The 26,417-nt window shown below is 66.5% G+C and carries 28 protein-coding genes; 11 read left to right on the top strand and 17 right to left on the bottom strand.

The window, feature by feature from the left end; all coding sequences use genetic code 11:
* Positions 1–20: 20 nt before the first annotated feature.
* On the top strand, positions 21–344 hold the full coding sequence (gene fdxA / locus ACR9ZH_RS03110) for a ferredoxin FdxA (RefSeq protein WP_481289305.1): 324 nt from the start codon (positions 21–23) through the stop codon (positions 342–344).
* 45 nt (positions 345–389) lie between these two features.
* Here the strand turns inward: fdxA and ACR9ZH_RS03105 are convergent, their stop codons facing one another.
* From ACR9ZH_RS03105 to dapA, 4 genes are all read right to left on the bottom strand, one after another.
* Entirely contained in the window at positions 390–1,370 is a 981-nt protein-coding gene (locus ACR9ZH_RS03105; protein WP_481289304.1) for a hypothetical protein, read from the bottom strand.
* 56 nt (positions 1,371–1,426) lie between these two features.
* Positions 1,427–2,443, bottom strand: a complete 1,017-nt coding sequence (locus ACR9ZH_RS03100; protein WP_481289303.1) for a hypothetical protein — start codon at positions 2,441–2,443, stop codon at positions 1,427–1,429.
* A 160-nt stretch (positions 2,444–2,603) separates the two neighbouring features.
* The gene (locus tag ACR9ZH_RS03095) at positions 2,604–3,191 is read right to left on the bottom strand and encodes a hypothetical protein (RefSeq protein ID WP_481289302.1); all 588 of its coding nucleotides are present in this window, start codon (positions 3,189–3,191) and stop codon (positions 2,604–2,606) included.
* A gap of 28 nt (positions 3,192–3,219) precedes the next feature.
* Positions 3,220–4,113: a 4-hydroxy-tetrahydrodipicolinate synthase gene (dapA, locus tag ACR9ZH_RS03090; protein WP_481289301.1), complete on the bottom strand. Its 894-nt coding sequence runs from the start codon at positions 4,111–4,113 to the stop codon at positions 3,220–3,222.
* A 140-nt stretch (positions 4,114–4,253) separates the two neighbouring features.
* Between dapA and ACR9ZH_RS03085 the strand changes: the two genes are divergently transcribed.
* The 6 genes from ACR9ZH_RS03085 (at position 4,254) to ACR9ZH_RS03060 (ending at position 9,167) form a co-directional block, all read left to right on the top strand.
* Complete coding sequence (locus tag ACR9ZH_RS03085; RefSeq protein ID WP_481289300.1) at positions 4,254–4,829, top strand: glycine cleavage system transcriptional repressor; 576 nt, start codon at positions 4,254–4,256, stop codon at positions 4,827–4,829.
* A 25-nt stretch (positions 4,830–4,854) separates the two neighbouring features.
* Positions 4,855–5,316 (top strand): peroxiredoxin, encoded by a 462-nt coding sequence (locus ACR9ZH_RS03080; RefSeq protein WP_481289299.1) that lies wholly within the window; start codon positions 4,855–4,857, stop codon positions 5,314–5,316.
* 82 nt (positions 5,317–5,398) lie between these two features.
* On the top strand, positions 5,399–6,787 hold the full coding sequence (locus ACR9ZH_RS03075) for a PhoH family protein (protein ID WP_481289298.1): 1,389 nt from the start codon (positions 5,399–5,401) through the stop codon (positions 6,785–6,787).
* 91 nt (positions 6,788–6,878) lie between these two features.
* Positions 6,879–7,655, top strand: a complete 777-nt coding sequence (gene thiD, locus ACR9ZH_RS03070; RefSeq protein ID WP_481289297.1) for a bifunctional hydroxymethylpyrimidine kinase/phosphomethylpyrimidine kinase — start codon at positions 6,879–6,881, stop codon at positions 7,653–7,655.
* Between the two features lie 100 nt (positions 7,656–7,755).
* Positions 7,756–8,679 (top strand): aspartyl/asparaginyl beta-hydroxylase domain-containing protein, encoded by a 924-nt coding sequence (locus ACR9ZH_RS03065; RefSeq protein ID WP_481289382.1) that lies wholly within the window; start codon positions 7,756–7,758, stop codon positions 8,677–8,679.
* A 20-nt stretch (positions 8,680–8,699) separates the two neighbouring features.
* Positions 8,700–9,167 (top strand): hypothetical protein, encoded by a 468-nt coding sequence (locus tag ACR9ZH_RS03060; RefSeq protein ID WP_481289296.1) that lies wholly within the window; start codon positions 8,700–8,702, stop codon positions 9,165–9,167.
* Between the two features lie 108 nt (positions 9,168–9,275).
* Here the strand turns inward: ACR9ZH_RS03060 and ACR9ZH_RS03055 are convergent, their stop codons facing one another.
* The 3 genes from ACR9ZH_RS03055 to ACR9ZH_RS03045 all read right to left on the bottom strand — a co-directional run bounded on the left by ACR9ZH_RS03055 (position 9,276) and on the right by ACR9ZH_RS03045 (position 10,941).
* Entirely contained in the window at positions 9,276–9,434 is a 159-nt protein-coding gene (locus tag ACR9ZH_RS03055) for a 30S ribosomal protein THX (RefSeq protein ID WP_481289295.1), read from the bottom strand.
* Positions 9,435–9,515: 81 nt separating this feature from the next.
* Entirely contained in the window at positions 9,516–10,457 is a 942-nt protein-coding gene (locus ACR9ZH_RS03050) for a cation diffusion facilitator family transporter (RefSeq protein WP_481289294.1), read from the bottom strand.
* A 37-nt stretch (positions 10,458–10,494) separates the two neighbouring features.
* Positions 10,495–10,941: a MerC domain-containing protein gene (locus tag ACR9ZH_RS03045; RefSeq protein WP_481289293.1), complete on the bottom strand. Its 447-nt coding sequence runs from the start codon at positions 10,939–10,941 to the stop codon at positions 10,495–10,497.
* An 86-nt stretch (positions 10,942–11,027) separates the two neighbouring features.
* Between ACR9ZH_RS03045 and ACR9ZH_RS03040 the strand changes: the two genes are divergently transcribed.
* Positions 11,028–13,013 carry a TonB-dependent receptor gene (locus ACR9ZH_RS03040; protein ID WP_481289292.1) on the top strand — a complete coding sequence of 662 codons (1,986 nt, stop codon included), beginning with the start codon at positions 11,028–11,030 and terminating at the stop codon, positions 13,011–13,013.
* Positions 13,014–13,123: 110 nt separating this feature from the next.
* Here ACR9ZH_RS03040 and ACR9ZH_RS03035 read toward each other — a convergent pair whose 3' ends face one another.
* The 3 genes from ACR9ZH_RS03035 to gltX are packed head-to-tail and all read right to left on the bottom strand — an operon-like array spanning position 13,124 to position 15,354.
* A complete protein-coding gene (locus ACR9ZH_RS03035; RefSeq protein ID WP_481289291.1) occupies positions 13,124–13,594 on the bottom strand; it encodes a transcriptional repressor in 471 nt (156 codons plus the stop codon).
* 40 nt (positions 13,595–13,634) lie between these two features.
* Positions 13,635–13,955 (bottom strand): hypothetical protein, encoded by a 321-nt coding sequence (locus ACR9ZH_RS03030; RefSeq protein ID WP_481289290.1) that lies wholly within the window; start codon positions 13,953–13,955, stop codon positions 13,635–13,637.
* Positions 13,948–15,354, bottom strand: coding sequence for a glutamate--tRNA ligase (gene gltX / locus ACR9ZH_RS03025; protein ID WP_481289289.1), 1,407 nt, complete (start codon positions 15,352–15,354; stop codon positions 13,948–13,950). Before gltX ends, ACR9ZH_RS03030 begins: the two co-directional genes overlap by 8 nt.
* Positions 15,355–15,574: 220 nt before the next feature.
* Here gltX and ACR9ZH_RS03020 point away from each other — a divergent pair, with 220 nt between their 5' ends.
* From ACR9ZH_RS03020 to ACR9ZH_RS03010, 3 genes are all read left to right on the top strand, one after another.
* Positions 15,575–16,735, top strand: coding sequence for a glycosyltransferase family 4 protein (locus tag ACR9ZH_RS03020; RefSeq protein WP_481289288.1), 1,161 nt, complete (start codon positions 15,575–15,577; stop codon positions 16,733–16,735).
* A complete protein-coding gene (locus ACR9ZH_RS03015) occupies positions 16,707–17,249 on the top strand; it encodes a phosphatase PAP2 family protein (protein WP_481289287.1) in 543 nt (180 codons plus the stop codon). Before ACR9ZH_RS03020 ends, ACR9ZH_RS03015 begins: the two co-directional genes overlap by 29 nt.
* Before the next feature lie 127 nt (positions 17,250–17,376).
* Entirely contained in the window at positions 17,377–18,561 is a 1,185-nt protein-coding gene (locus ACR9ZH_RS03010; protein ID WP_481289286.1) for a M35 family metallo-endopeptidase, read from the top strand.
* Between the two features lie 126 nt (positions 18,562–18,687).
* On the opposite strand, the gene accD is transcribed toward ACR9ZH_RS03010, so the two are convergent.
* The 7 genes from accD to ACR9ZH_RS02975 all read right to left on the bottom strand — a co-directional run bounded on the left by accD (position 18,688) and on the right by ACR9ZH_RS02975 (position 26,243).
* Positions 18,688–19,560 carry an acetyl-CoA carboxylase, carboxyltransferase subunit beta gene (accD, locus tag ACR9ZH_RS03005; protein WP_481289285.1) on the bottom strand — a complete coding sequence of 291 codons (873 nt, stop codon included), beginning with the start codon at positions 19,558–19,560 and terminating at the stop codon, positions 18,688–18,690.
* A gap of 40 nt (positions 19,561–19,600) precedes the next feature.
* Positions 19,601–20,401 (bottom strand): tryptophan synthase subunit alpha, encoded by an 801-nt coding sequence (gene trpA / locus ACR9ZH_RS03000; RefSeq protein WP_481289284.1) that lies wholly within the window; start codon positions 20,399–20,401, stop codon positions 19,601–19,603.
* Complete coding sequence (gene trpB / locus ACR9ZH_RS02995) at positions 20,401–21,612, bottom strand: tryptophan synthase subunit beta (protein ID WP_481289283.1); 1,212 nt, start codon at positions 21,610–21,612, stop codon at positions 20,401–20,403. Before trpB ends, trpA begins: the two co-directional genes overlap by 1 nt.
* A 25-nt stretch (positions 21,613–21,637) precedes the next feature.
* The gene (locus tag ACR9ZH_RS02990) at positions 21,638–22,261 is read right to left on the bottom strand and encodes a phosphoribosylanthranilate isomerase (RefSeq protein WP_481289282.1); all 624 of its coding nucleotides are present in this window, start codon (positions 22,259–22,261) and stop codon (positions 21,638–21,640) included.
* Positions 22,258–23,025: a tRNA pseudouridine(38-40) synthase TruA gene (gene truA / locus ACR9ZH_RS02985; RefSeq protein ID WP_481289281.1), complete on the bottom strand. Its 768-nt coding sequence runs from the start codon at positions 23,023–23,025 to the stop codon at positions 22,258–22,260. Before truA ends, ACR9ZH_RS02990 begins: the two co-directional genes overlap by 4 nt.
* A 92-nt stretch (positions 23,026–23,117) precedes the next feature.
* On the bottom strand, positions 23,118–23,828 hold the full coding sequence (aqpZ, locus tag ACR9ZH_RS02980; protein WP_481289280.1) for an aquaporin Z: 711 nt from the start codon (positions 23,826–23,828) through the stop codon (positions 23,118–23,120).
* A 36-nt stretch (positions 23,829–23,864) separates the two neighbouring features.
* On the bottom strand, positions 23,865–26,243 hold the full coding sequence (locus tag ACR9ZH_RS02975; RefSeq protein WP_481289279.1) for a motility hub landmark protein FimV: 2,379 nt from the start codon (positions 26,241–26,243) through the stop codon (positions 23,865–23,867).
* Between the last annotated feature and the right edge of the window lie 174 nt (positions 26,244–26,417).

Here is a 26,417-nt window from a genome sequence, read left to right as displayed (position 1 = left end):
TCCGGCGCCGAACCGTTCGCATGACCTTTGTCGTCACCGACAACTGCATCAAGTGCAAGTACACGGACTGCGTCGAGGTCTGTCCCGTCGACGCCTTCCACGAAGGCCCGAACTTCCTGGTGATCAATCCGGACGAGTGCATCGACTGCACCTTGTGCGAGCCGGAGTGCCCGATCAACGCCATCTACCCCGAGGACGACGTTCCCGGGGGGCAGGAAGCCTTCGTCGCGCTCAATGCCGAGCTTTCCAAGGCTTGGCCGGTCATCACCGAGCGCAAGGACGGCCTGCCCGATGCCAAGGACTGGGAAAACAAGCCGGGCAAGCTGGACCTGCTCGAGCGCTGAACGCCTTAATGATCTGCGGACTCGCGAGCGGGCACGAAGGCGCCGCTACTGCGGAATGCCTTGCTCGGCCTCGTTGAACGAAAATCCCGCGGAGCCAGCCGGCGTAGCGGGAAGATCGATCCGGATTACCGGCACCCAGCGCCCCGTCCGCGCCTTGAAGTCCACCTGGTTTAGCTTCGCCTCACCCAAGCCGGCCGCATTGCCGTTGGTATAGAAGAACGCCTCCAGCGGAATCCTCGTGTCGCCCTGCGCCCACGTTCCCAGCATGATTTCGTTGTGTACGTGAAACCAGGCAGACAGCGTCTGACGAACCTGCCAATGAGCCTGGAATGCCTGCCAGGCATTCGGTGTTTGCGGCAACAGCCGAAAACCGCATTGGTTCCCGTACATGCCTCCGTTACCGAACCGGGCAATCCATTGCGCCGCCGTGTTGATTCCCTGCGCCTGGCATGGTCCTGTCCCGGCGACACCCGGAACGGCGCCGCAGCCGTCCCTGTTGTCCCCTGTCCTGGCATTGGTCGCTCCATCGAACGGAAACACGCACAGCACCGTCAATTGCGTGTAACCGTCCGACGGGCTGTCGGCATAGAAATAAGGCAGGATGATGAAGCCGCTGGTGTACCCGAACACGAGCCTGTCGAATTTCGCATCTTGCCTTAGCCACGTGAACGGTACGCCGTTGGGTGTGGACGAGTGCGGGTTAGGGTTCCAGATATCGAATCCCGGGCCGCGCTTGCTGGCGCGCATGAGTATTCCCGAGCACAGCAGCGCCGGAAGCGGATCGGGATCGCCCGCGTACCTGGTGCAACTCACAAAAGTTTCGGCGTAGCGCTCCTGTAGGTGCCTGGCGACCGTAGGCCCCGGCGTGTCGGCCGCCACACCGATTCCGGCTGGCTGCTGCCACGCCATTGCGTTGGCGGATGCCACCGAGTCGTGTCGCAGCCCCATTTCCGCACATGCGGCGACCAGGGCCACCATAATGGCCATGCCCAGCGAGCGCATCCCACGAATGATCCCTGCGTTCATGCCGAAACCTCCCTGTCTCGATATTTCCGGATAGCCGGCCGTGGCTCACGCACGGCCTACTGGATCGGCTGGTCTTCCTTGAGGTAGCGGAATGACGCCGCACCGTTCGGCCCCCTGGGCATCGTCAGCTGTATGACCGGCACCCAACGGCCCACCGCGTCGAAGAAATCCACCTGGTTGGCCATGGCCTCGCTGCGCCCCGCCGAGCCATTGATGTAGAAGAAGGCTTCAAGCGGCACGATCGGGTCGTTCTGCGGCCACGCGCTCACCATGAATTCGTTATGCCCGGCAAAGGCATTCGGCGCGCCCTGACGGATCGCCATCTGCGCTTCGAAAGCGCGGTAGGCATCGGCGGTCCCCGGCCTGATGTCGAACGCGCATTGCACATAGCCTTCCGGTTGCCACCCGAACTTCGCCACCCATTGCTGGCTCGAGGTGATGCCTTGCGCCTGGCACGGCTGGCTGTTGGCGTCGCTGCCATAGCGGTCGCAGCCGTCATTTCTGCCGCCTGTCCGTCCCCACGTCCATCCGTCGTAAGGAAAGACGCACAGTACGTTCAGCTGACGGAAGCCGCCCACCTCGTCGGCAAGGAAACGAGGCATGAAAATAAATCCGCTACCCTTGCCGAAGACCGGGTTGTCGAAGGCGTTGTCCTTGCGCAGCCAGGAAAATGCCACGCCCTGCTTGATCGGCGCCGTGGGGTTCGGATTCCAGATATGAAACCCCGGACCCCGCGACGACACGCGCATGAGGATGCCCGAACACAGGACCGCGGGCTGATGATGGTTGCAGTTTGGGATCGTTTCGTCGTACCGGGACTGGAGGCGGCGGGCGATGTCCTCGCCCACTCCTCCGTGGACGGTAATCTGGCGAGGCGCCACCTTGATCTGGCGCGGATCCATCTCGAAAGGGATGGCTCCGGGATCCGCAGCCCGTGCGCCGATGCCCGGCTGCGCGACACCGACCGGCACGCCTTCGCGCGGGTGCTGCGCCCAATCGGCGCAGCCGGCGAGAAAAGCGATCGCGACGCATGCGCCAAACGCGCGCAGCTGACGGGCAAGCACGATATCCATCCGACGCCTCCTTGTGTCGGTATTGCTTGTCTCCAGTATTGATGGAGGCCGCTCATGCGGCCATAAGCCCTCGGTCGTAGGCGTACCCCGCACGTTTCCGGACACGCAAAAAAAACGCCGCCCGGAGGCGGCGTTTTTTCGGGAAGCGCGGGTGCGCTGTCTACTTGCTGCCCATGCGCGACTTCAGCGCGTCGATGACGCGACGGACGCCATCGGCATCGCCCTGAGCGCGGACTTCGCTGCCGCTGCCGCTCGCGGTGACGCTGAGCACGACGCCCTGCGTGCTGCCCGAGGCCGAGGCCGGTGCGTCCTTGGCGTCCTGGTCGGCATTCTTGCCCGCGCCGAACATGCGGCGGAAGAAGCCCGGACGGCCTTCCGGCTTACCGCGGTTCACCGCGATCTGGTAGCTGTGGGTGGCATCGTCGTGCGAGGTGACCTTGCCCAGGTCTCCCACGCTGAGCAGTTCGCCGATGCGGCGGTAGGCGGCATCGACATCGTCGGCAAGGACGAAGCCGTCCGACACCGGCGCGGAGACCTGGCTGGAGGCACCCGGTGCACCGGCGCCCACATCCGGAATCACCAGGGCGGCGCTGGTCGAGGGCGTATCGAGGCCGGGCGGGATCTCGAGCGGAGCTTCCTGCTGGGCCTTTTCCCAATCCTTCTTGGAGCGGAACGCGCCGCAACCGGAAACGACCAGGGCGGAGAGGAGCAGTGCCGGGACGACCAGCGCGTACGAGGTTTTCTTCATGAACTTTGGGTTCCGTTGGGAAGTTGCTTCAGGCGGCAGACGCCAATGGTGCCAGAGCCGCGAGTGTTTCGCGCAACCGGGCCAGTGCCGGACCGGGCCCGAGCTCCACCAGAGGCAGCCGGGGCGCGGCCGAACCGAGCCCCAGCGCCGCCAGGCCGGCCTTGACCGGGATGGGGTTCGGCGCGCAGTTCAGGGCCTCTACCAGCGGTGCCAGCCGTGCCGCGGCCGCCGCGGTCCGCCCGGCGTCGCCAGCGCGGGCGGCGTCGCAGAGGGCGCGGAAGGCCTCGGGCACGAGGTTGGCCACGACGGAGATGGTCCCCGCGGCGCCCGCCAGCATGGCCTCGTGGGCCGAGCCGTCGTCGCCGCTCAGGTAGACGAAATCCGCACGGATAAGTTCCGCGATGGCGCGGATGCGCTCGGCGTCGCCGCGGGCCTCCTTGATGCCGATGATCGCCGGATGGTCACGGACCGCCGCCACGGTTTCCGGGGCGATGTCGCAGCCGGTGCGCGGGGGAACGTTGTAGAGGATCACGGGCAGGCCGCCCTCGTCCGCCACGGCGAGGAAATGCCGGCGCAGGCCTTCCTGCGTGGGCCGCACGTAAAACGGCGCCACCACCAGCGCGGCATCGGCGCCCAGGCCTTTCGCACGGCGGGTGGCGGCGATGGTTTGCGCGGTGCCAGCCTCGCCGGTACCGGCGATGACGGGAATGCGCCCCGCCACGTGCTTCACCGCGAAAGCCAGCAGGCGCTCGTATTCATCGTGCGCGAGGAAATGCGATTCACCCGTGGAACCGGCCACGACGACCGCCTGCGTGCCACCCGCCAGCTGCTGGTCGAGCAGCCGCCCGAAGGCCGCCAGGTCGAGGGAACCGTCGTCGGCGAAGGGCGTCGCCAGCGCGGTGATGCTTCCTGAGATATCCAAGGTGAAACCCGTTGTGTCATCAGCCCTTCGCATGTTACCGGGGCCGTTCCGGCGCGTCCATTCGGGGGTGTCTTGCTTGCGTGCGACGGGGCCAAGTAAGCTGCCCCAAAGCGTTGGTTCCGCGCCCCGCCGGACGCGCCATGGGTAAACCCGCCTTGAATCGTTCCGCAACACGCAACGGCACCACCGACAACCAGCTCCTCATTTCGACGCTGTCGCCGGCGCACCGGGCGCCGATCCTCGCGCTGGCCAAGCGCATCGCCGACTCGGGTTGCAACCTCGCCGACGCCCGCGTCTCGACGATCGGCAACGACACCTCCGTGATGCTGCTCGCCGTCGGCGCGTGGGATGCCGTGGCCAAGCTGGAAACCTCGCTCGGCAAGCTCGGTCGCGACGAAGAGATCCAGATCGTCCACTACCGCACCACGCCGCGCGAACCGACGACCCACCTCCTGCCTTACCTGGTGGAAGTGATCGCCGCCGACCGGCCCGGCATCCTCGTGAAGATCATCGAGTTCTTCTCCCGCCGCGACATCAGCGTGGAGCAGCTGTCTTCCATGCGTTACCAGGCGATGCAGACCGGCGCCGAGATGTTCCAGGCGCAGATCACGATCGGCATCCCCGCGGAAACGCACATCGCCGCCCTGCGCGACGACTTCCTCGAACTGTGCGATGGCCTCAACCTCGACGCCATCATGGACCCGGTGAAATTCTGACTCACGAGGAGCAGCAGACGTACGCATGACCGGCAAGGGCAAGAAGCTACCGAAACTCGAAGGCACCCTGGGCGATGGCACCACGCTGTCCCTGCCTTCGCTGCAGGGCCAGTGGGTCGTCGTGTTCTTCTACCCCAAGGACAACACTCCCGGTTGCACCAACGAAGCGAAGGATTTCCGCGATCTCTACAAGGCATTCCGCGCCCGCAATGCCGAGGTCATCGGCGTGTCGCGCGATTCGGTGCGCTCGCACGCGAATTTCGCGGCCAAGCATGAACTCCCCTTCCCGCTCGTTTCCGACGCCGACGAAACCTGGTGCAAGGCATTCGACGTCATCCACGAAAAGGTGCTCTACGGAAAGCGCTACATGGGCGTGGTCCGCAGCACGTTCCTGATCGATCCCGGCGGCCGTCTGGCCGCGGAATGGCGCGGCATCAAGATCCCTGGCCACGCGCAGGCCGTGTTAGAGAGTGTTCCCCCCGCGTGACGGATACCGCGACACGCGGCTTTCCCCTCCGGCCGTCGCCGTGCGGCCGGCATCCGCAACCTCCGCATGAGGTCACTTCCGCATGACCGGAAGCAAGCGCATCTACGCCCTCGACACCAATGTGCTGCTGCACGACCCGACCGCTCTGTTCCGCTTCGAGGAACATGATGTCTTCATTCCAATGACGGTGCTGGAGGAACTGGACGAGAAGAAGAAAGGCGGATCGGAAGTCTCGCGCAATGGCCGCCAGGTAAGCCGGTTCCTCAACGAACTGATCGAACGCGGCAACGGCCACGGCATCCGCGATGGCCTGGAGCTCACCAACCCGCAAGGCGTCAATCTCAAGCGCGGCGCGGTAGGCCGCCTGTTCTTCCAGCAACGCGCGGGGAACGGCAACGGCAAGGCCGACAACCAGATCCTCGCTTCGGTCATCGACCTCAGGGACCAGTTCCCCGACAGGCCGGTGATTCTCGTCACCAAGGACATCAACCTCCGGATCAAGGCGACGATCTACGGCATCACCGCCGAGGACTACGAGAACGACCGTGCGCTGGACGATTTCGCCCTGCTCTTCACGGGCTCCGACGAACTCCCGGAAGACTTCTGGAGCCGGCACCCGGAACTGCGCTCCTGGAACGAGCGCGGCCGCACCTTCTACGAAGTGAACGTGCGCGAGGACGAACTCTGGTATGCCAACCAGTGCCTCTACATGCCGGGCGAGAACGATGTCGAACTGCGCGTACTCGAGATCACCGGGGACGAAGACGCGCGCAAGGCGAAGCTCGTGCTGCTCGACGACCATACTCACGCGGCGCACGGCGTCTGGGGCATCGCGGCGCGCAACCGCGAACAGAACTTCGCGCTCAACCTGCTGATGGATCCGGACGTGGATTTCGTCACCCTGCTGGGCACCGCGGGCACGGGCAAGACCTTGCTGGCACTCGCCGCGGGCCTGGCCCAGGTGATGGACCAGCAGCGCTACCGCGAGATCATCATGACCCGCGCCACCGTTTCCGTAGGCGAGGACATCGGCTTCCTGCCGGGCACGGAAGAAGAAAAGATGACGCCGTGGATGGGCGCGCTGACCGACAACCTCGAAGTGCTGGCGAATCCGGAGGAAGGCGGTTCGTGGGGCCGCCAGGCCACGAACGACCTGCTCGCCTCGCGGGTGAAGATCCGCTCGCTCAACTTCATGCGCGGCCGTACCTTCCTCAGCCGCTACCTCATCATCGACGAGGCGCAGAACCTCACCCCAAAGCAGATGAAAACCCTGATCACCCGCGCGGGCCCCGGCACGAAGATCGTCTGCCTGGGCAACGTGGAGCAGATCGATACGCCTTACCTCACGGAAACCACCTCGGGCCTCACCTACGCCGTGGACCGTTTCAAGATGTGGGCCCACTCCGGCCACATCACGCTGAAGCGCGGCGAACGCTCGAGGCTGGCGGACTTCGCCTCCGAAGCGTTGTAAACCGGAACAGGAGCGCGGGCAGGAAGCCCGCGCTTTCCTGCGAAGGTAGGAACCCAGCGCCTTCCGCGCGAGGACCGACTATCCTCCGCACATGCGCAAAGGCAAACCCAACACCCTCACCATCGCCGGCTCCGACTCGGGTGGCGGCGCAGGCATCCAGGCCGACCTGAAGACCTTCCACGCACGGGGCACGCACGGACTCACCGCCATCACCGCCGTCACCTCGCAGAACACGCGCGGCGTCACCGCGGTGCATACCTTGCCGCTCGCCCATATCCGTAGCCAGATCGAGACCGTGTTCGACGACTTCCCGATTGCCGCGGTGAAGACCGGCATGCTCGGAAGTTCGGCCGTCACGCGTCTCGTCGCCAGTGAAATGCAACGGCGCAAGCCCGCCTGGCTGGTGGTCGATCCGGTCATGATCGCCACCAGCGGTGCGCGGCTGCTGGACGAGGACGCGATGGAAGCGCTGGTGACCCGGCTCATCCCGTTGGCCGACCTGGTCACGCCCAACATTCCGGAAGCCGAAGCCCTGCTGGGCCGGCCCCTGGGCCGCGATGTCGATGCGGCCGGCGCCGACCTGCTCGCCCTCGGCGCCGGAGGTGTCCTGCTGAAAGGCGGCCACGCGAAGGGGCGTGAGGTGGTGGACCGTTACTACGACGCCGAGGGCGTCGTCGAGATCCGCCATCCCCGGCTACCGTTCGAAGGCCACGGCAGCGGCTGCACGCTAGCCTCGGCGGTGGCCGCCGAACTGGCCCGCGGACGACCGCCACGCGCCGCCGTGCGCATGGCCCTTGCCTGGGTGAACAAGGCTTTCCAGCGTGCCTGGCGGCCAGGCGGCGGGGCCGCGCACGTGCTCGGACACTGAGCCCGGAGTATCCTATGCGCGTTGATACGGGCCGCGCGCGGCCGTATGTATCGCCCGCTCCCCTCGAGTCCAACGCATGAATTTCCTCGGGCCACGCTTCATCGTCCTGTACGTGCTGATCCTGTTCACGCTGTGCGTGCTGCTGGTACACCTGCGCGGCCGCTCGCGCCTGCGCTTCGACCGCCAGTTGGTCGATCATTCGGCGATCTTCGCGCCGTACAACCTGCTGATGTACGCCTTCTCGGCGGTCCCTGCCCGTCCGATCCTCGACCGCAGCGGCTTCCCCCAGCTCGATCTGCTCCAGGCCAACTGGCAGGTCATCCGCGAGGAAGCGCTGCACCTCTTCGACGAAGGTTTCATCCGCTCCGCCGAGAAGCACAACGACGCCTCGTTCAATTCCTTCTTCAAGCAGGGCTGGAAGCGCTTCTACCTGAAGTGGTACGGCGAGCCGCTCGCGTCCGCCGAGGCCCTGTGCCCGGAAACGGTGAAGCTGCTGAACGCCATTCCCAGCGTGAAGGCCGCGATGTTCGCCCTGCTTCCACCCGGCAGCAAGCTCAATCCGCACCGCGATCCGTTCGCCGGATCGCTGCGCTACCACCTGGGCCTCATCACCCCGAACTCCGACGACTGCCGCATCTTCGTCGACGGCGAAATGCACGCGTGGCGCGACGGCAAGGACGTGGTCTTCGACGAAACCTATGTGCACTGGGCCGAAAACCGTACAAACCAGACCCGCGTGATCCTGTTCGCCGACGTCGAGCGCCCGCTGAAGAGCGGCCTGATGACGGCGATCAACAAGCGGGTGGGCGCGTTCATGGGTTCGATCACCGCGTCGCCCAATAGCGACGACGGCAAGGAACAGGTCGGCTTCGTCAATCGCATGTTCGCGCTCAACCAGCGCGGCCGCGAGCGTACCCGCCGTTTCAAGAAGGCCAATCCGAAGCTGTTCCGCGTACTGAAGTACATCGGCATCGTCGTGGGCATCTGGCTGATCTTCCTCGCGCCCTATCCCTTCGTCCGCTGAGGTTCAACAAGGAGTCGTCCATGCAGCGATCGGCGTTCTGGTTGGGAACCCTCCTCACGACGACCACGACATTCGCTTCGCCCCCGCCGGACGACATGAAAGCCACCGTGGACCGGCTGGTCAAAGACGTCGCGAAGGACGCGGCAAGCGAATCCCACGCCTTCGAGCGGATGCTCGATCTCGGCAGCGCCGGCGTGCCCTACCTCATCGCCCACCTCGGCGACGGCCGCCGCCTTCCCGAGCAATCCCTTTGGGTCCGTCGGCCCGGCTTTGTCGATCGCCAGTACAAGCCCTGGTACGTACACGACGGGCTCGAGTTCGTGCTCAAGGAGCTCACCGGATTCAGCATGGGCCCCCAGAATGGCCACCTGTTGAAAACCCAGCGGGAGCAGAACACCCGCAAGTGGGTGGCGTGGTGCGTGCAGCGATTCCCGGCGAAGGCGGATGTCTGCCGATCGGGGCCTGCCAGCACCGCGGACGCAAACTGAAAGGCCTGGATCCGGTGGCGTACCGGATCCAGGCCTCGATGCCTTGCTCAAGCTGTCCGACATCCTGGTCGGTCCACGAATCGGGGGTCGTCCTGCCCCGGGGAAGACTTACGCCTTCTTGCGCGGTGCGGCCTTCTTGGCGGCAGGCTTTGCGGTGGCCGGCTTCGCGACGGCGGCGCCGGTGACGACGTCGACGTGCGGACGGGCATTGCCGTAGCTGGAACGGTAGATCTTGCCGCGACGGGTGCGGCGGTCGCCCTTGCCCATGGGAAACTCCTTGATTCGTAATGATGGAGGGGAACGGCCGGCCATCGTATCAGCGGCCGCGTAAAGCGCAAGTGGACCCGTTCAGTGTACGCGGCGCTCGCGTTCCCCGCATTTTTCCCGCTCGTCCGGGCAGGGGCCGGGATCGAACTGGACGGTGGCGTGGTTCACCCGCCAGCGCTCGCGGAGCATACGCTTGATCGCGGCAAGCACGCGGGCCTGGTCGGCCTGGGCCGCGCCGGGAGCCAGTTCCGCATGCAGCGTGGCCATGCGCGAGCCCGCGGTCACCTGCCAGACGTGCACGTGGTGGATGTCCACGATGCCGGCATCGGCGGTGTGCAACTGGCGCTGCACGTCGGCAAGGTCCACGCCTTCAGGCGTACCTTCGAGGAGGATGTGTCCCGAGCGCCGGACCAGCGACCAGGCGCTGCGCAGGATCAAAAGCGAGACGACGATCGACAGCACCGGATCCGCCCAGTTCCAGCCCAGCCAGCGCACCGCCAGGGCCGCCAGCACCGCGGCCACCGAGCCGAGCAGGTCGCCCAGCACGTGCAGGCTCGCGCCAGCCACGTTGACGTCTTCCGGGTCGTGACCATGCAGCGTGCGCAGCACCACCACGTTGGCGACGAGGCCGAGCGCGGCCACAACCAGCATCACGCCGGAGAGGATCGGTTGCGGCGAGAACAGGCGCTGCACCGCCTCGTACACGATGAAACCGACCAGGGCGAACTGGGTCAGCGCGTTGACGAAACCCGCGAGTACCTCGATGCGTCCATAGCCGTAGGTTCGCCGCGCATCGGCCGGCCGCGCCGCGAAGCGCGCGCCGAGGAAGGCCAGGAGCAGCGCGAGCGCGTCGACCAGCATGTGGCCCGCGTCGGCGAGGAGGGCCAGCGAACCTGACACGATGCCGCCGGCCGCCTCCAGCACCAGCATCAGCAGGGTCAGGACGAAGGCGAACAGGAGCTTGCCTTCGCTGCTCGCAGGCGCGTGGCTGTGGTCGTGATCGTGCGCGTGGTCGTGTGCCATGGGACGAAGGCTAGGGAATGGCGACGCGGTTACACAATCACGGATGCGCGCAGGACGGGCCATGGATATGGCCCGCATGCTCGCCGCGATCGGCACGCAGGTTGACGAAGTGCGCCGAAGCGACGAGCAGGCCGCCGCAAGTCACCAGCACGCTATGCATGACCGGCGTGTGGCCGTGCAGGAGCGTGACGCCCAGCATCAGCAGCACGAGGCCGGGGATGGCGAGCAGCAGCGGCAGGCGCCGGCGGTGCCGGCGGAACCCGGATACGAGGGCCACCGAGGCGAGCATCGAGGCGAAGGCGACGAAACCCGCTTCGAAGCGGTGATCGGCAAGGAAGGACAGCCCCATGAGCGGCAGGAGCGCGATGACGAAGGGCAGCGCCGCGCAATGGATGGCGCAAAGAAACGACGCCGTCGCACCCAGGCGGTCGGCGGCATGCCACCAGCGGCGAGGTGCTTCCGGATCGGCGGCGGGGTCGGTCATGGAGGACATAGCGTGACTATTTGCACGGGTCGAGGCAAGTGATGATACTTTATAACATAGCAAAATCCAACACGGAGCTTCACCCGATGCGCAGAACCCTCATCGCCCTGGCCCTCGCCGCCAGCTTCGGCGCCATCCAGCCGGCCCAGGCAGACGATCTTCCGCAGGAAGCCCCGGGCAAAAGCCGCAAGAGCGCCGAAAAGCTGGACGCCATCGTGGTGAACGCCGTGCCGCTGGGCCAGAACGCCGACCAGATCGTGGCCCCCGTGGCAGTGCTTGCCGGTTCGGAGCTGGACGACGCCAAAGGCGTCTCCCTGGGCGAGACCGTCTCCTCCATTCCGGGGGTGCAGAGCTCGGCACTCGGTACAGCCGTGGGCCGCCCCGTGATCCGCGGCCTCGACGGCCCGCGGGTGGCGGTGCTGGAGAACGGCCTCTCCTCGCAGGACGTGTCCAACGTGAGCCAGGACCACGCCGTCACGCTCGAGCCGTTCCTCGCCGACCAGATCGAGGTACTCAAGGGCCCAGCCACCCTGCTCTACGGTTCCGGCGCCATCGGAGGCGTGGTGAACGTGGTCGACGGCCGCGTGCCCGAGAAAGCCCCGGACAACGGGTTCACAGGCCGTGCCGAGATGCGCCACGATTCCGTGTCGGACGGCAAGACCGGGCTGCTCCGTGTCGACGCCGGTAACGACCGCTTCGCCATCCACGTCGACGGCATGCATCGCGACAACGAGGATTACGACATTCCCGGCGGCACGCTGGCGAACAGCGCCGTGAAGACGAGTTCCGGCTCGGTCGGCGCGTCCCTGCTCGGCACCTGGGGCTACCTGGGCCTGTCGGTGTCGCGTTTCCTCGATCTCTACGGCAGTCCCGCCGAACCGGGCGATCCCGCCGAAGGCGAGGACCCGGTGCACATCAAGATGGCGCAGACCAATTACACGTTGAAGGGCGGTCTGGTGAAGCCCCTCGACGGCATCGACAAGATCGAGTTCAGCCTGGGCCACGGCGCGTACCAGCACGTCGAATTCACCGGCGACGTGCCCGGCACCACCTTCGCCACGAACAGCAACCAGGGCCGCCTCGTGGTCACCCACGAACCGCTCGCCGGATGGGATGGCGCCTTCGGCGTGCAGACCCAGCATCGTCAGTTCTCGGCCGTGGGCGAAGAGACCTTCGTGCCCGCCACGACCACCAGCGGCGTGGGCGTATTCCTTACCGAACAGCGAGAGTTCGGTCCGGTGAAGCTCGAACTCGGTGCGCGTCACGACAAGCAGAGCGTGGACCCCGACAACGGCCCGAAGCGCGACTTCGCCCCCAACAGTTTCTCCGCCGGCGCCGCGTGGCGCTTCGCGGAGCGGTGGCACCTGTCGCTCAACCTCGATCACGCCGAGCGCGCGCCTTCCGAAGAAGAACTGTTCGCCAACGGTCCGCATGAAGCGTCGAACACCTTCGAGATCGGCAGCGACCTGCAGAAGGAAAAGTCGAACCAGGCGGAACTCGGCCTGCACTTCCACGGCGACGTCGTCGAGGGCAAGGTCGCCGTGTACTACAACAAGTACAAGAACTTCATTTACCTCGCCGACACCGGCGAATTCGAGGACGACCTGCCCGTCCGCATCTGGTCGCAGAACGATGCGACGTTCCGCGGCGCCGAGGCGGAAGCCACCTTCCACCTGGCGAAAGGCCGTTCGGGCGACTGGGATCTGCGGGTGTTCGGCGATACCGTGCGTGCCACGCTCTCCGACGGCGGCGGCAACGTGCCGCGCATTCCCGCCGGCCGTATCGGTTCCACGCTGAGCTGGAAAGGCGACGGGCTGCGCGCGAGCCTGGGCGCGGTGCGCTACATGAAGCAGGACAAGGTGGCCTCGTTCGAGACCGACACGGCAGGCTACACCTTGGTCAATGCGCACTTCGCATGGACGTTCGTCAACGAGGACCGTAGTCAGTGGGAAGCGTTCGTCGATGGCAACAACCTGACCAACCAGACGGCGCGGCCCGCTACGTCGCTGTTCAAGGACGTGGCACCACTGCCGGGCCGGAACATATCGGTGGGCCTGCGCGCGTACTTCTGACGGCGGTGTAGGAGCGCGCACCGCGCGCGACAGTTTTTCGCCCCTGTACCCAACCTGGCGCGCCAGCTCCAGGTCACGGCCTCAAAACATGTCGCGCGCAGGGCGCGCTCCTACAGGCAGTTCTTGCAGGTGCCGTGTACTTCGAGGGTCTGAGCTTGCGGGCGGAAGCCAAAGGCTTTCGCCTGCGCCTCGATCAGTTCGGCCACGCGTTCGTCGCACACCTCCTGCGCGCAATGGCAGGTATCGCAGATGAGGAAGGGCACCTGATGCGCTTCATCCGGATGGTGACAGGACACGTACGCGTTGATCGATTCCAGCTTATGGATGAAACCGTTCTCGAGCAGGAAGTCGAGGGCCCGGTAGACCGTGGGCGGCGCCGCGTTGCCATGCTTCTCGCGCAGGCGGTCGAGCAGGTCGTACGCCTTCACCGGCTTGCCCGCGCCGGCCACCAGTTCGAGCACTTCGCGGCGTAGCGGCGTGAGCCGGAGGCCGCGCTCGGACGACGCCTGCTCGACGGCGGCGACGAAGCCGTGGGCGTCGTCGTGATGCTGGTGTGCGTGTCGGTGGGCGGCGTGGGTCACATCGATATCCTCATGCTCGTCATCCTAACATGAGGCCCTTTCAGCGCTTTTTCGACCCTGGCAGGGGTGGCGGGAGGCGCCCGCCAGCGAGCTTCCGCGCGGCCGGCAGCGGCGGCGGTGTCCGCCGGGGCAGAAACGGCACGATCCAGCCGAACGGCCCCAGGACCAGCGAAGCGATGAGTCCAGCCTTCAACCGCCCCCGCCACCAGCCCAGCAAGGCCCCCACCACCACGAAGACTACCTGCCAGACGATCAACTGACCCCAGGGCACGAGGCCCATGAGGTTCAGGAAGACCTGCAGGAACGCGCCCGGCTCGGCCGGGTCGACGCCCTGCATCGCCTTCGCCAGCAGCTCATCCACCGCCGGTACGCGCCAGGGCGTCGTCGATGCGCGCCAGGGCGCCGGCGCGGCCGGCCAGGTAGATGGTGTGCTCGATCGACGGTGACACCTGAGTGCCCGTCATCGCCACGCGCAACGGCGCAGCCACCTTGCCCATGCCCAGCTCCAGCGACGCGGCCACACGTTCCACCGCGCCGTGCACGGCTTCCGGCGTCCACGCCGGCAGGGCCGCCAACTCCGTCTTCGCCACTTCGAGGGCCTTCGGCGCGGTGTCGTTGCGCAGGTGTTTCTCGATGGCCTTCTCGTCCCATTCCACGATGGGTCCGTACCAGATCTTCGCGCGCTCGGCCATTTCCTTGAAGGTCTGCACGCGGTCGCGCAGGGCCACGACGACGTCGGCGGGATTCGGGCCCTTCGACGCATCGATGCCGATCTTCTCCAGGTGCCACGCGAGCTCGGGACCCAGCGTCGCCGGATCGTCGGTCTTCAGGTAATGCTGGTTGAGCCAGGAGAGCTTGGTGAGGTCGAAGCGCGAGGCCGCCTTGTTGACGTCGGCGATGTCGAATAGCGCCGTCATCTCCTCCTGCGAGAAGATCTCCTGGTCGCCATGCGACCAGCCCAGGCGCACGAGATAGTTGAGCAGCGCGTGCGGCAGGAAGCCGTCGTCGCGGTACTGCATCACGCTCACCGCGCCATGGCGCTTCGACAGCTTCTGGCCGTCCGGACCGAGGATCATCGGCAGATGGGCGAACTCGGGCACCGGCGCGCCCAGCGCCTTGTAGATATTGATCTGGCGCGGCGTGTTGTTCACGTGGTCGTCGCCGCGGATCACCTCGGTGATGCCCATGTCGATGTCGTCGACCACCACCGCGAAGTTGTAGGTGGGGAAGCCGTCGGAACGGAAGATCACGAGATCGTCGAGCTCCTCGTTCGACCACTCGATGCGGCCCTTCACCTTGTCGTCGAACACTACCGAACCCGTGGCGGGATTCTTGAAGCGGATGACGCGGTTGGGGTCGTCGCGGTACGGCTCGTTGCGGTCGCGGTAATAGCCGTTGTAGCGCGGCTTCACGCCCGCGGCCATCGCGGCGTTGCGCATCGCTTCGATCTCTTCCTTGGTTTCGTAGGCGTAGTACGCCTTGCCCTCGCGCAACAGCTGGTCGGCTACCTCGCGGTAACGGTCCATGCGCTGGGTCTGGTAGTACGGACCCTCGTCGTGGACCAGGCCGAGCCAAGCCATGCCGTCGAGGATGGCCTGCACGGCTTCCTGTGTGGAACGCTCGCGGTCAGTGTCTTCGATGCGGAGGATGAATTGCCCTCCACGCCGGCGTGCTTCCAGCCAGCAGTACAGCGCGGTGCGCGCGCCGCCGATGTGCAGGTAACCGGTGGGACTGGGAGCGAATCGGGTGCGGACGGTCATCGTGGTGTTCATCGGGCGGACAAGCCGCCCATTTTACCGGCTTTGTGTGGGAGCCGCTTCAGCGGCGATGGGTGTTCGCGGCGAGTTTGCCCGCTGCCGCGGGATCGCCGGCATAGCCGGCTCCCACAGAGATTCCTGTCATCTGGCGGTCATATGACCATAACCGCCCCGACACGCCCCCGCGGGACCATGCATCAAGCCAGGCCAGAGGGGCACCGCCATGCGAGTCGGCATCGTGACCGAGACCTACGCACCGGACGTGAACGGCGTCGCCCTCACCGTCCAGTCGCTAGCCCGCGGCATGATCCGCCGCGGCCACGCCGTCGACCTCATCCGGCCGATCCATCCGTCGACCCCGCCGCTGGCGGACGCGGGCATGGACGTGCTCGCCGTCGAAGGCGCAGGGGTACCGCGCTACGCGGGCCTGCGTTTCGGCCTGCCCTCCCGCTTCCGCATCGAGCGCCGCTGGCGCGCCGAACGGCCGGATGCCATCTATGTGGCCACGGAAGGCCCCCTGGGCTGGAGCGCCGTCAGCGCCGCCCGCCGTCTCGGCATCCCGGTCGCCACCGGGTTCCATACCCGCTTCGACTTCTACGTGGGCCATTACGGCTTCGGCGCGCTCACGCCGCTCGTGAGGCACTACCTCACCCGCTTCCACAGGCGCGCGCAGACGACGCTGGTTCCCACCGGCCAGCTAGCGGGCGAACTCAACGACCTGGGCGTGCACGACGTGCGCGTGCTGCGCCGCGCGGTGGACACACAGCGCTTCCACCCAGAGCATCGCGACGACAGCCTGCGCGCCTCCTGGGGCGTCGGACCGGATGCGCCCGTGGTGCTGTGCGTCGGCCGCGTGGCGCCCGAGAAGAACCTTGACGTGGCGATCGACGCCTACCGCGCCCTCGCCCGCCGCGTCCCCGAAGCCCGTTGCGTGATCGTGGGCGACGGCCCGGGCCGCGCGGCGCTCGAGGCGGCGCATCCAGATGTGATCTTCGCCGGCACGCGGCGTGGCGACGAGTTGGCCGCCTATTACGCCAGCGCCGATCTTTTCGTCTTCCCGAGCCTCACCGAGACCTTCGGCAACGTGGTGCTCGAAGCGATGGCCTCGGGCATCCCGGTGGTCGCGTACGCCGAGGCCGCCGCGCGCGAGTTCATCCGCAACGGGCAGAACGGCATCCGCGTGGCCCCTGGCAACGAAGGCGGCCTGGTGGAACGCGCGGCGGCGCTCGGTGCCGATCCCGCGTTGCGCGCGGCCATGGGTGCCGCGGCACGCGCGTCCGTCGCGGGCCTCTCGCCTGAATCCGTGGTGGCGCAGTTCGAATCGATCATGCAATCCCTTGCCGAGGAGAACGCCGATGAACGCAGCACCGCCGTCGCCGCGTAGAGCGAACCTCGACCGGCGCATGTGCGTCGCCGCCAACCGCTGGGGCGCACGCCGCGCCATCGGCATCTTCTTCGGCGCCGTCAGCCGCCTGGGCGATGGCGTTTTCTGGTACTCGCTGATGACGGTCATCGCGATCGTCGGCGGCTGGCACGGCGTGGCGGTCGCTGTACAGATGGCGATCACCGGACTGACCGCGCTCATGCTCTACCGCGTGCTGAAGCGCTGGACGCGCCGCCCGCGCCCGTTCCGCACCTGCCCCGGCGTGATCGCTCACGTACCGCCGCTGGACGAATTCAGCTTCCCATCGGGACACACGCTACAGGCGGTGTCGTTCACGGTGGTGGCGGTGGCGCATTACCCCGTGCTGGCACCGTTCCTGGTCGGTTTCGCGGCGCTGATCGGCGCCTCGCGTGTGGTGCTCGGCCTGCACTATCCGAGCGATGTGCTGGCCGCCACCGCCATCGGTGGCGGCCTCGGCACGCTGTCGCTGTGGATGGAGCGTGTGGTGCTTTAGACGCTGAATGCGATACCCGTCACAAATTTCATCCAGCCTTCGATTTCTCAGATTTCTTCCATGTTGCCGATGAGCCCGACGCTTTAACGTCCGGCCGCCAACTGGTAGAGAAATCGAAGGCAAGATTATGAAGTACGCGCACGCAGGCGCCACGCTCATCATCGGTATCATGAGCACCTGGATGCCATACGCGGCAACGGCAAAGCAACAATTGACTGCAAGGCTGGTATCGCCCTATATCGCAGACAAAACACGGTCGACGATCGTCAAGCTGACTCTCCGTAATGAAGGAGATGAACCGGTATCCATCTATGAATGGGATACCCCCTTCGCACAGGCGGCGGGGCGCTTACCTAAGTCCCAATTCGAAGTAAGAAATGGTGCTGGTGACTTGGCCCGTTATGTCGGCCGGTCGGTCTATACCGCCCGCATCCTCGCGGATCAATTCATCATATTGGAGCCGGGCGAAAGCATCGAAAAGGACGTCGATCTTCTACACGAGTACGACTTCGGCAATGGCGGAGCGTTTTCGGTGAAGTTCGTCCTGTCGCTTGATCGAGAACCGGACAGGTATGTAGTTACACCGGAGGAATACAACAATTTTCACCGAAATACGCAGAAGAGCGCCGAGTCAAATGAAACGGTCATCTACGTCTCCGGTCCGGCACCCAAGGTCGCCGTGTTCGATGGTGAAGACTGTGATGATTCCAGAAAAACTGTAGTCGCTGATGCTTGGCGAAAGGCATTCGACCCGATTTGGAACGCTCGCACCTTCTTGAGCCAACGATACCTGCGAGTGAAACAGGAAGATGGATCATGGAAATACGTGTTCCAACCTCACACTAAGTACTCCCGGTGGATGGGGGACCACGGTCCCGGCCCCAACTACGGGGATGCAGACTGGGCGAGTAGCGATAATGGGCACATCCTCGGCGTCTCCGATGCCTTGTTGAACCGGCTTGTCGGTGGTCCGAATCAGCGCCTCATACCAAAGTGCGGCTGCCCTGGTTACCCAGAAACAACGCCTGCCTGGGCGGAGACATCGACCCGCTATCTAATCCACTTTTGCGATTCTTTCTTCGCGTTGCCCGAGACCGGATACAGAGCCTCACGGGTGGGAACCATCATCCACGAGCTGTCGCATTTTGCAGATGGAATGGAAGGCACTGCAGACTACGTCTACGGCTGGGATGCTGCTCAACGACTAGCTGCGCAAGACCGCAGCAAAGCCGTTCGAAATGCGGACAACTATGAGTATCTGCTCATGGACACCACACCCGACACTCAGGAAACAAGTCGACCGCCACAGTGATTCGATATAGGCGCCCGTAAGACACTCGAACATTGCTACCGGAGTCACTGGGCCCCTGCCTTCGCAGGGGCGACGTGAGGGGCAGGATCACTGAGGTCTGGGTCCCGGCTTTCGCCGGGACGGAGGTCAGGCCGCGGCGCGCGGGGCCTTTTGCAGCAGGCCCAGCATCGCACCCAGCTTGTCGCGCATTTCGCGGCGGTCGACGATCACGTCCACGGCGCCGTGGTCGACGAGGAATTCCGAACGCTGGAAGCCTTCCGGCAGCGTTTCACGCACCGTCTGCTCGATGACGCGCGGGCCGGCGAAGCCGATGAGGGCCTTCGGCTCCGCGACGTTGATGTCGCCAAGCATGCCCAGGCTCGCCGACACGCCGCCCGTGGTGGGATGCGTGAGCACGGAAATGTACGGCACGCCGGCATCGCGCATGCGCGCCAGCGCGGCCGAGGTCTTCGCCATCTGCATCAGCGAGAACAGGCCTTCCTGCATGCGTGCGCCGCCGGTGGCGGAGAAGCACACCAGGGCGCTCTTCTCGGCGAGGGCCTTCTCGGCGGCACGGGCAAACTTTTCCCCCACCACCGAACCCATCGAACCGCCCATGAAGGCGAACTCGAAGGCGACCGAGACCAGGGGACGATCGAGGAGGCGGCCGGACATCGCGATCAGCGCGTCCTTCTCCCCCGTGTTCTTCTGCGCGGCGGCGACGCGGTCCTTGTACTTCTTCTGGTCCTTGAACTTCAGCGCATCGACCGCTTCCATCTTCGGCCACAGTTCGGTGGTGCTGCCTTGGTCAAAGAAGGCCTGCAGGCGTGCGCGCGCGGAAATGGCGTGGTGATGGCCGCACTTCGGGCAGACCATCAGCGACTTCTCGAGCTCCGGCTTGTAGAGCACCGTGCCGCAGCCGGCGCACTTCTCCCACACGCCTTCGGGTACCTTGCCCTTGCCGCCGGCCGCGCCGGGCGCGCGGGTCTTCGGCGTCATGATTTTCTGCAGCCAGTTCATCGTGTTTCTCCGAATGTCTCTGTACTACCCCAACCGCCGTTCAGCGCGCGTCGAGTGCGGCGCGGATCGGCGCAAGGAAATCCCGTGCCCTGTCGACGGCATCCTCGGCCGAGGTCGCTCCGGCGAGGCGCTCGACCAGGGCGCTGCCGATGACCACGGCGTCGGCGAATTCGCCGATCGCCCTGGCGCTCGCTGCGTCACGGACGCCGAAGCCGACGGCCACCGGCGCCTTCGACCGGGCGCGGATCCCGGCGACGCGTTCGGCGATGTCGGCGGTGCTCAACTGGGCCGCGCCGGTGATGCCGGCGAACGATACATAGTACAGGAAGCCCGATGCGGCCTCGCAAAGCCGCGCCAGACGGGCCTCCGCGGTGGTCGGCGAGGCGAGTAGGATCTGCTGGAGGCCCGCTTTGCGCAACGGCTCGAGAACGTGCGACTCCTCCAGCGGACAATCGACCATCAGGACACCATCCACCCCCGCTTCGACGGCATCTTCGGCGAACGCCGCGTAACCGTACATTTCGACTGGGTTGAGGTAGCCCATTAGGACGATGGGGGTTTCGGCGTCGGTTTCACGGAAGGCGGCGACCCAGGCCAGGACATTGGCCAGGCCCACGCCCTTGGCGATCGCACGCTCGCTGGCGTGCTGGATGACCGGGCCATCGGCCATGGGGTCAGAGAACGGCACGCCCAGCTCGATCAGGTCGGCACCGGCGGCGACCAGGCCGTGGAGCAAGGCCACCATGCCGTCGGGCGACGGGTCGCCAGCCGTGACGAAGGGGACCAGGCCGGTGCGGCCGGCGGACTTCAGCGCCGCGAAGCGGCGGTCGATGCGGCTCATCAGAGTTCGATTCCTTCGCGCGCGGCAATCGTGTGCACGTCCTTGTCGCCACGCCCGGAAAGGTTGGCGAGGACCAGTCCGTCCTTTGGCAGTTCGCGGGCCAGCTTGATCGCCTGGGCGACGGCGTGGCTCGATTCCAGCGCGGCGAGGATGCCCTCGGTGCGCGCCAGCAGATGGAAGGCTTCGAGCGCCTCGTCGTCGGTGATGCCGACGTACTCGGCCCGGCCGGCGTCCTTCAGGAAGGCGTGCTCCGGGCCCACGCCCGGGTAATCCAGGCCGGCCGACACCGAATGCGTCTCGACGATCTGGCCGTTCGCGTCCGACAGCACATAGGTACGGTTGCCGTGCAGCACGCCCGGCTTGCCCGCCGTGAGCGAGGCGGCGTGGCGGCCGGTCTCGATGCCATCGCCTGCCGCTTCGGCGCCCACGATGCGCACGGCGCGATCGTTGAGGAAGGCATGGAACAGGCCGATGGCGTTCGAACCGCCACCCACGGAAGCCGTGATCACGTCCGGCAGGCGGCCGAACTGCTCGAGCACCTGCTCGCGCGCCTCGCGGCCGACGATGGCGTTGAAGTCGCGCACCATCTGCGGGTACGGGTGCGGTCCGGCGACGGTGCCGATGATGTAGAAGGTGTCCGCGACGTTGGTGACCCAGTCGCGCATCGCTTCATTGAGCGCGTCCTTCAGGGTCTTCGAGCCCGAGGTCACCGGCACCACTTCCGCGCCGAGCAGGCGCATGCGGTACACGTTGATCTTCTGCCGTTCGATGTCCACGGCGCCCATGTAGACCACGCACTTCAGGCCGAGGCGTGCCGCGACCGTGGCGCTGGCCACGCCGTGCTGGCCCGCGCCGGTCTCGGCAATGATGCGCGTCTTGCCCATGTGCCGGGCGACCAGCGCCTGGCCTACCGTGTTGTTGATCTTGTGCGCGCCCGTATGGTTCAGGTCTTCGCGCTTGAGCACGATGCGGGCGCCGCCCAGGTGCTTCGACAGGCGCTCGGCGTGGTACACGGGGCTGGGACGGCCCACGTAATACTTCAGGTCGCGGTCCAGTTCCGCGATGAAGGCCGGATCCCGGCGCAGCTTCTCGTACGCCGCGGTGAGTTCCGCCAGCGGTTCCATCAGCGTCTCAGCCACATAGATGCCGCCGTAATCGCCGAAGCGCCCCTGCGCGTCGGGCCAGGCGTGGAAATCCGCGATCTCGGTCATTGCCTTCTCGTCAGCTTGAGCCATGTCACGCGCTGGGGACGGCGCGCACGGCGGAAATGAAGCGTTCCATCTTATCCCTATCCTTGATTCCCGGCGACGATTCGATGCCGCTGGAAACGTCCACCGCCCAGGGCCGGGCGATCCGGATGGCCTCGGCCACGTTATCCGCGGTGAGTCCGCCGGCGAGCAGCAAGGGTTGCGCAAGGTCCTTCGGCATCAGCGACCAGTCGAAGCGCCGGCCGCTGCCGCCCTGCTCGCCCAGGCCGTGGCCGTCCAGCAGCAGGCCGGCGGCACGCGGGTAGTCACGCAGCCGGCCCAGGGCCACGGCGCCCTCGCCCATCGCGATGGCCTTGAGGTAGCGCACGCCGTAAGCCGCGCACTCGTCGTCGCTTTCCGCGCCGTGGAACTGCAGCATGTCCGGGCGCAGCACGCGCAGCACTTCCTCGATGAAGGCCGGTTCCTCGTCCATCACCAGCGCCACGGTGGTCACGAAGGGCGGCACGGCGTCGCGCAGGCGCGCCGCGGCGGCGGGGTCCACGAAACGCCTGCTCTTGCGTGTCATCACGAAGCCCACGGCGTCGGCACCGAGCCGCGCCGCCAGCTGCACGTCATCGATGCGGGTGAGCCCGCAGCACTTGATCCGGGTCACAGCGTCACCTCCTGCGGCAGGCCCCAGTGCGCCTCGTAGAGCGGACCGAGGAAGGTCAGGCCCTCCGCGGGTGCGGTAGCGCCCGCCACTTCGCGGTCGCGGCCCTCGAGGAGTTCCGCCATCCATGTCACCGGACGTTCGCCACGGCCGATCGGAAGCAGCGAACCCACGATGTTGCGCACCATGTGGTGCAGGAAGGCGTTCGCCTCGATCTCCACCACCACATGGATGTCGTCGCGGAACACGCGGATGGAGCGCACGTTGCGCCGCGCGTGCGCCGCCTGGCAGGACACGGCGCGAAAGGCGGAGAAGTCATGTTCGCCGACGATGGCCTGTGCCGCCGCGTGCATCGCATCGGCGTCCAGCTGCCGGCGCTCCCAGGCGACGAAGCGCGCATCCAGCGCCGGCCGCACGAAGCGCGGCAGGATGCGGTAGCGGTAGCGCCGTGCACGTGCGGAAAAGCGCGCGTGGAAGTCGTCGGCCACGGGCTGCGCCCAGGTGACCGCCACGCTGTGCGGGAGATTGGAACAGGCACCGAGGATCCAGCCACGCATGTCGCGGACCACGTCGGTATCGAAATGAACCACCTGGCAACGCCCATGCACGCCGGCATCGGTGCGGCCGGCGGCCGTCACCTCGACGGCCGTGTGGGCGACATAGCTCAACGCCTTCTCCAGCGCGCCCTGGACGGTCTTCGCGTGGCTGAGTCGCTGCCAGCCAAGGAAGTCGGTACCGTCGTATTCGACGCCAAGGGCGATGCGCATGGGGGCGTTCGTGGGCCACTGGAAACCGGGAAGGTTACCACTTGTGGGAAGCGCGCTGACCGGCGCGCTTCCCACCGAAGGCCTTGTCGCCCCTATTCGACGCCGTGGACCGGCGGATCGTTCTCGAGCAGCGCGCGGTGGATCCAGCCGCCGACGGCGCCGCCGAGCAGCGGCACGACCCAGAACACCCACAGCTGGGCCAGCGCCCAGCCGCCCTGGAACACGGCCACGCCGGTGCTGCGCGCCGGGTTCACCGAGGTGTTGGTGACGGGGATGCTGATGAGGTGGATGAGGGTCAGGGCCAGGCCGATCGCGAGCGGCGCGAATCCCACCGGCGCGCGCTTATGCGTCACGCCGAGGATCACGAGCAGGAAGAACATGGTCAGGACGAACTCGGCGACCACCGCCGCGAGGAAGGAATAGCCGCCGGGCGAATGTTCGCCGTAGCCGTTGGTGGCGAACCCGGCCGTGACGTCGAAACCAGGCTTGCCGCTCGCGATGAGGTAAAGCACGCCGCCTGCGACGATGGCACCGATCACCTGGCTCACGATGTAGGGCAGCACTTCCCTGCCCGGCATGCGCCCGCCCGTGTAGCAGCCGATGGTCACGGCCGGATTGAAATGCGCCCCCGAGATGTTGCCGACGGCATACGCCATCGTCAGCACGGTGAGCCCGAAAGCCAGCGAAACACCCACGAAACCGATGCCGAGGCCGGGAAAGGCCGCGGCGAGCACCGCACTGCCACAACCGCCAAGAACCAGCCAGAACGTACCGAAGAACTCCGCGAACAATCGCTGCGACATCTCCTACTCCTTGCTCCTTGGGAAACGGGTATGGCGTCAGGCGATGTCGTCGAGAATCCGCCTCGCCGTGTCTTTCTGCATCTGCGATCCCTCGGCCATCACCTCGTCGAGCATGAGGCGGGCGCCCTCGGCGTCACCCATATCGAGGTAGGCGCGGGCCAGGTCGAGCTTGGTGTCGACAGGATCGTCGCTGAAGCCTTCCGGATTGTGACCTTCGACCGGCTCTTCGTCGGGGAAGGTCGGCTCGTCGAAGCGCGGCAGGCCGGTCGACGAGGTGCTGGCCACATCGTGCTCTTCCTCGAACGACCAGGTGGGATGTGCTTCTTCGTCCGCCAGCTTTGCCGGCGATTCCGCCGCGTCGACGTCGAACGCGTCCGGCGCATGCGGGCGGCGGTCGGCTTCCGCGCGCTGCACCGGCGTCAGGTCGAAGTTGAAGTGGTACTCGCTGTGCTTTTGCGGGGTCGGCGCCTGCGGGCGGCCGTCGTCGTCGGGGTGGTTGACGTATTCGCCGAGATCGAACTCTTCCAGCGCCGGGGCTTCGTCGGCGTGCGGACGCGTGGCGGCATAGCCGTCGTCGTAGGGATCTTCGATCTCGTCTACCGGCGTGCCGCCGAACAGCGGATGCGACGGGGCGAGGTCTTCGCCCATCATCACCACCTCGCGCCATTCCGGCTGGTCCGGGTCGGCGACGTGGGCGAACATGGCTTCCGCGGCGGCTTCGAAATGCTCCACGTCGCGACGGCCGTAGTAGAGGCTCACCAGTTCGAGGTGCAGGCCGATGTCGTCCGGGTGCTCTGCCAGGGCGTCGAGGATCTCGCGCTGGTCCTGGTCCATCGCCTCGCCGTGGTGGCCGAACTCGAAGTTCGGCTCGTCACCGAAGCGGTCGGCCAGCGAGCTGCCGGCGACAGCCGGCGCCGCCTTCGGCTTTTTGCGGCCGAACACGGCGGCCACAAGCAGCAGGAGGATGACGATGGCGCCGCCGCCCCATGCCCAGGGCTGCATGTACCACGGGTCTTCGTTGACCGCGGGCGTGGGCGCAGCGGCAGTGGGCTTCACGGCGGGTTTCGCGGCCGGTTTGGTTACCGGCGTCGCGACCGGCGGGGTCGCGGCGACCGCAGCGGGTTCCTTCAACGGCGCGGTCGCGACGGTAGCCGCGGGCGCCGGGGCGGGCGTGGCCGCCTGCGCCGCGGTGGCTGCCGGCGCAGGCACGGGGGCCGGTGCGGCTGCCTGCGTGGCCGGCGCATTCGTGCCAGCCGTCGTACCGCCCTTCTGCGCCTCGGCCAGCTTGCGCTGGAGCTCGGCGATTTCGGAGTCCTTGAGGCTCAGCAGGCGCTGGTTCTTCGAGTTGATTTCCTCGAGTTCGCCGATGCGCGACTTCAGCTCGTCGCCCTGCTGCTTCAGCGAGGCGACGCTTTCCTGCGAGGTGGCCAGTTCCTGGCGAAGGCCGGCGACCTGGGCGTTGCCCGTGCCGCCCTTGCTGCCGGCACGCGTGGAGGCGGCGTCGCCGCCTTCCTTCGCCGGGACGATGGCGAGCCGGTCGCTGGCGGATGCCGACGGCTTTGCCTCGCCCTGGCCCGCAGCGGTGGACGCGGCATCGGCGACGATCGAGGGCGAACGGGCGGTGCCCGCGCGCCAGCTCTCGTTCTGCCTGCGCACCTCGGCCAGCGCCTCGGCTGCGGACTGCGCCTGCACTTCGTCGGCCGACGGAATGCGCAGGATCGCGCCGGTCTTCAGCGCATTCATGTTGTCGCGGTAGAAGGCGTCGGGATTGGCCTTCTGCAGCGCCACCAGCATGCGGTTCATGTCCGCGCCGCCAGCGTGGTCACGAGCGATCGAGGAAAGGGTCTGGCCGCGCTGGACCGGACCGTAGGTTCCCCCCGCCGACGCCTGCGATGGGCGAGGGGCGGCTTCGCTGCGCGACGGCTTGGGCGTGGCTTCGGCAGGCACGCGGGCCGGGACGGCGGCGCTTCGCGAGGGCTGGGCTGCCGGCTTCGGAGACGCCGCGGCGGCCGCGTTCAGCGGCGTACCGGGCGGGTCGAGCAGCATGGTGACTTCGCGGACGACCTTGTTGCCGCCCGAGGAGACTTCCACGAGGAAGTCCAGGTAGGTGTCGCGGACGGGGGCCGAACTAGTCACCCGGATCACCGGCTGGCCGGCCGCGTTCTTCGCCACGGCGAAGCTTAGCGGTACCGGCAGCCCGGCCCGGTTGAGGCCGGCACGGGTGAAAGCCTCGTCCGAGGCCAGCGCCACATGGACGTTGTCGAGGTTCCCCGACACGCCATTCAGCGGAATTTCCGCGACCAGCGGCTGGTCCATGGTGGACCGCAACTGGACAGGACCCAGGTTCTGGGCCAGGGCCTGGGTGCCCCAGGTGGCCAGCGCCAGCATGATCGAAAGCTTCAACGTACGGTTCATTACTGCTTCCCCCGAACTAAACCCATGCCGACGGCTCGCCTCTCTCGGGCGTTCGGCCGCGAAGGCGCCACTTTAGTGCACCCCAGCAACAACTAACAATAGCGGCTACGGATAGTTACGCGACAACGTTGAGTCGTTCGCGAGGCCCGTACACGCTCCCCATACATCGTGCGC

The organism is Luteibacter sp. SVR4-7G (assembly GCF_056755555.1).
The sequence above is the reverse complement of the archived record's forward strand: the minus strand, read 5'-3'. Positions and strand labels throughout refer to the sequence as shown.

Excerpts from the sequence above, each read along its gene's own strand:
- fdxA (WP_481289305.1), top strand. The coding sequence starts at position 21 with ATGACCTTTGTCGTCACCGACAACTGCATCAAGTGCAAGTACACGGAC.
- ACR9ZH_RS03105 (WP_481289304.1), bottom strand. The coding sequence starts at position 1,370 with ATGAACGCAGGGATCATTCGTGGGATGCGCTCGCTGGGCATGGCCATT.
- ACR9ZH_RS03100 (WP_481289303.1), bottom strand. The coding sequence starts at position 2,443 with ATGGATATCGTGCTTGCCCGTCAGCTGCGCGCGTTTGGCGCATGCGTC.
- ACR9ZH_RS03095 (WP_481289302.1), bottom strand. The coding sequence starts at position 3,191 with ATGAAGAAAACCTCGTACGCGCTGGTCGTCCCGGCACTGCTCCTCTCC.
- ACR9ZH_RS03085 (WP_481289300.1), top strand. The coding sequence starts at position 4,254 with ATGGGTAAACCCGCCTTGAATCGTTCCGCAACACGCAACGGCACCACC.
- ACR9ZH_RS03080 (WP_481289299.1), top strand. The coding sequence starts at position 4,855 with ATGACCGGCAAGGGCAAGAAGCTACCGAAACTCGAAGGCACCCTGGGC.
- ACR9ZH_RS03075 (WP_481289298.1), top strand. The coding sequence starts at position 5,399 with ATGACCGGAAGCAAGCGCATCTACGCCCTCGACACCAATGTGCTGCTG.
- thiD (WP_481289297.1), top strand. The coding sequence starts at position 6,879 with ATGCGCAAAGGCAAACCCAACACCCTCACCATCGCCGGCTCCGACTCG.
- ACR9ZH_RS03060 (WP_481289296.1), top strand. The coding sequence starts at position 8,700 with ATGCAGCGATCGGCGTTCTGGTTGGGAACCCTCCTCACGACGACCACG.
- ACR9ZH_RS03055 (WP_481289295.1), bottom strand. The coding sequence starts at position 9,434 with ATGGGCAAGGGCGACCGCCGCACCCGTCGCGGCAAGATCTACCGTTCC.
- ACR9ZH_RS03050 (WP_481289294.1), bottom strand. The coding sequence starts at position 10,457 with ATGGCACACGACCACGCGCACGATCACGACCACAGCCACGCGCCTGCG.
- ACR9ZH_RS03045 (WP_481289293.1), bottom strand. The coding sequence starts at position 10,941 with ATGACCGACCCCGCCGCCGATCCGGAAGCACCTCGCCGCTGGTGGCAT.
- ACR9ZH_RS03040 (WP_481289292.1), top strand. The coding sequence starts at position 11,028 with ATGCGCAGAACCCTCATCGCCCTGGCCCTCGCCGCCAGCTTCGGCGCC.
- gltX (WP_481289289.1), bottom strand. The coding sequence starts at position 15,354 with ATGACCGTCCGCACCCGATTCGCTCCCAGTCCCACCGGTTACCTGCAC.
- ACR9ZH_RS03020 (WP_481289288.1), top strand. The coding sequence starts at position 15,575 with ATGCGAGTCGGCATCGTGACCGAGACCTACGCACCGGACGTGAACGGC.
- ACR9ZH_RS03015 (WP_481289287.1), top strand. The coding sequence starts at position 16,707 with ATGAACGCAGCACCGCCGTCGCCGCGTAGAGCGAACCTCGACCGGCGC.
- ACR9ZH_RS03010 (WP_481289286.1), top strand. The coding sequence starts at position 17,377 with ATGAAGTACGCGCACGCAGGCGCCACGCTCATCATCGGTATCATGAGC.
- accD (WP_481289285.1), bottom strand. The coding sequence starts at position 19,560 with ATGAACTGGCTGCAGAAAATCATGACGCCGAAGACCCGCGCGCCCGGC.
- trpA (WP_481289284.1), bottom strand. The coding sequence starts at position 20,401 with ATGAGCCGCATCGACCGCCGCTTCGCGGCGCTGAAGTCCGCCGGCCGC.
- trpB (WP_481289283.1), bottom strand. The coding sequence starts at position 21,612 with ATGACCGAGATCGCGGATTTCCACGCCTGGCCCGACGCGCAGGGGCGC.
- truA (WP_481289281.1), bottom strand. The coding sequence starts at position 23,025 with ATGCGCATCGCCCTTGGCGTCGAATACGACGGTACCGACTTCCTTGGC.
- aqpZ (WP_481289280.1), bottom strand. The coding sequence starts at position 23,828 with ATGTCGCAGCGATTGTTCGCGGAGTTCTTCGGTACGTTCTGGCTGGTT.
- ACR9ZH_RS02975 (WP_481289279.1), bottom strand. The coding sequence starts at position 26,243 with ATGAACCGTACGTTGAAGCTTTCGATCATGCTGGCGCTGGCCACCTGG.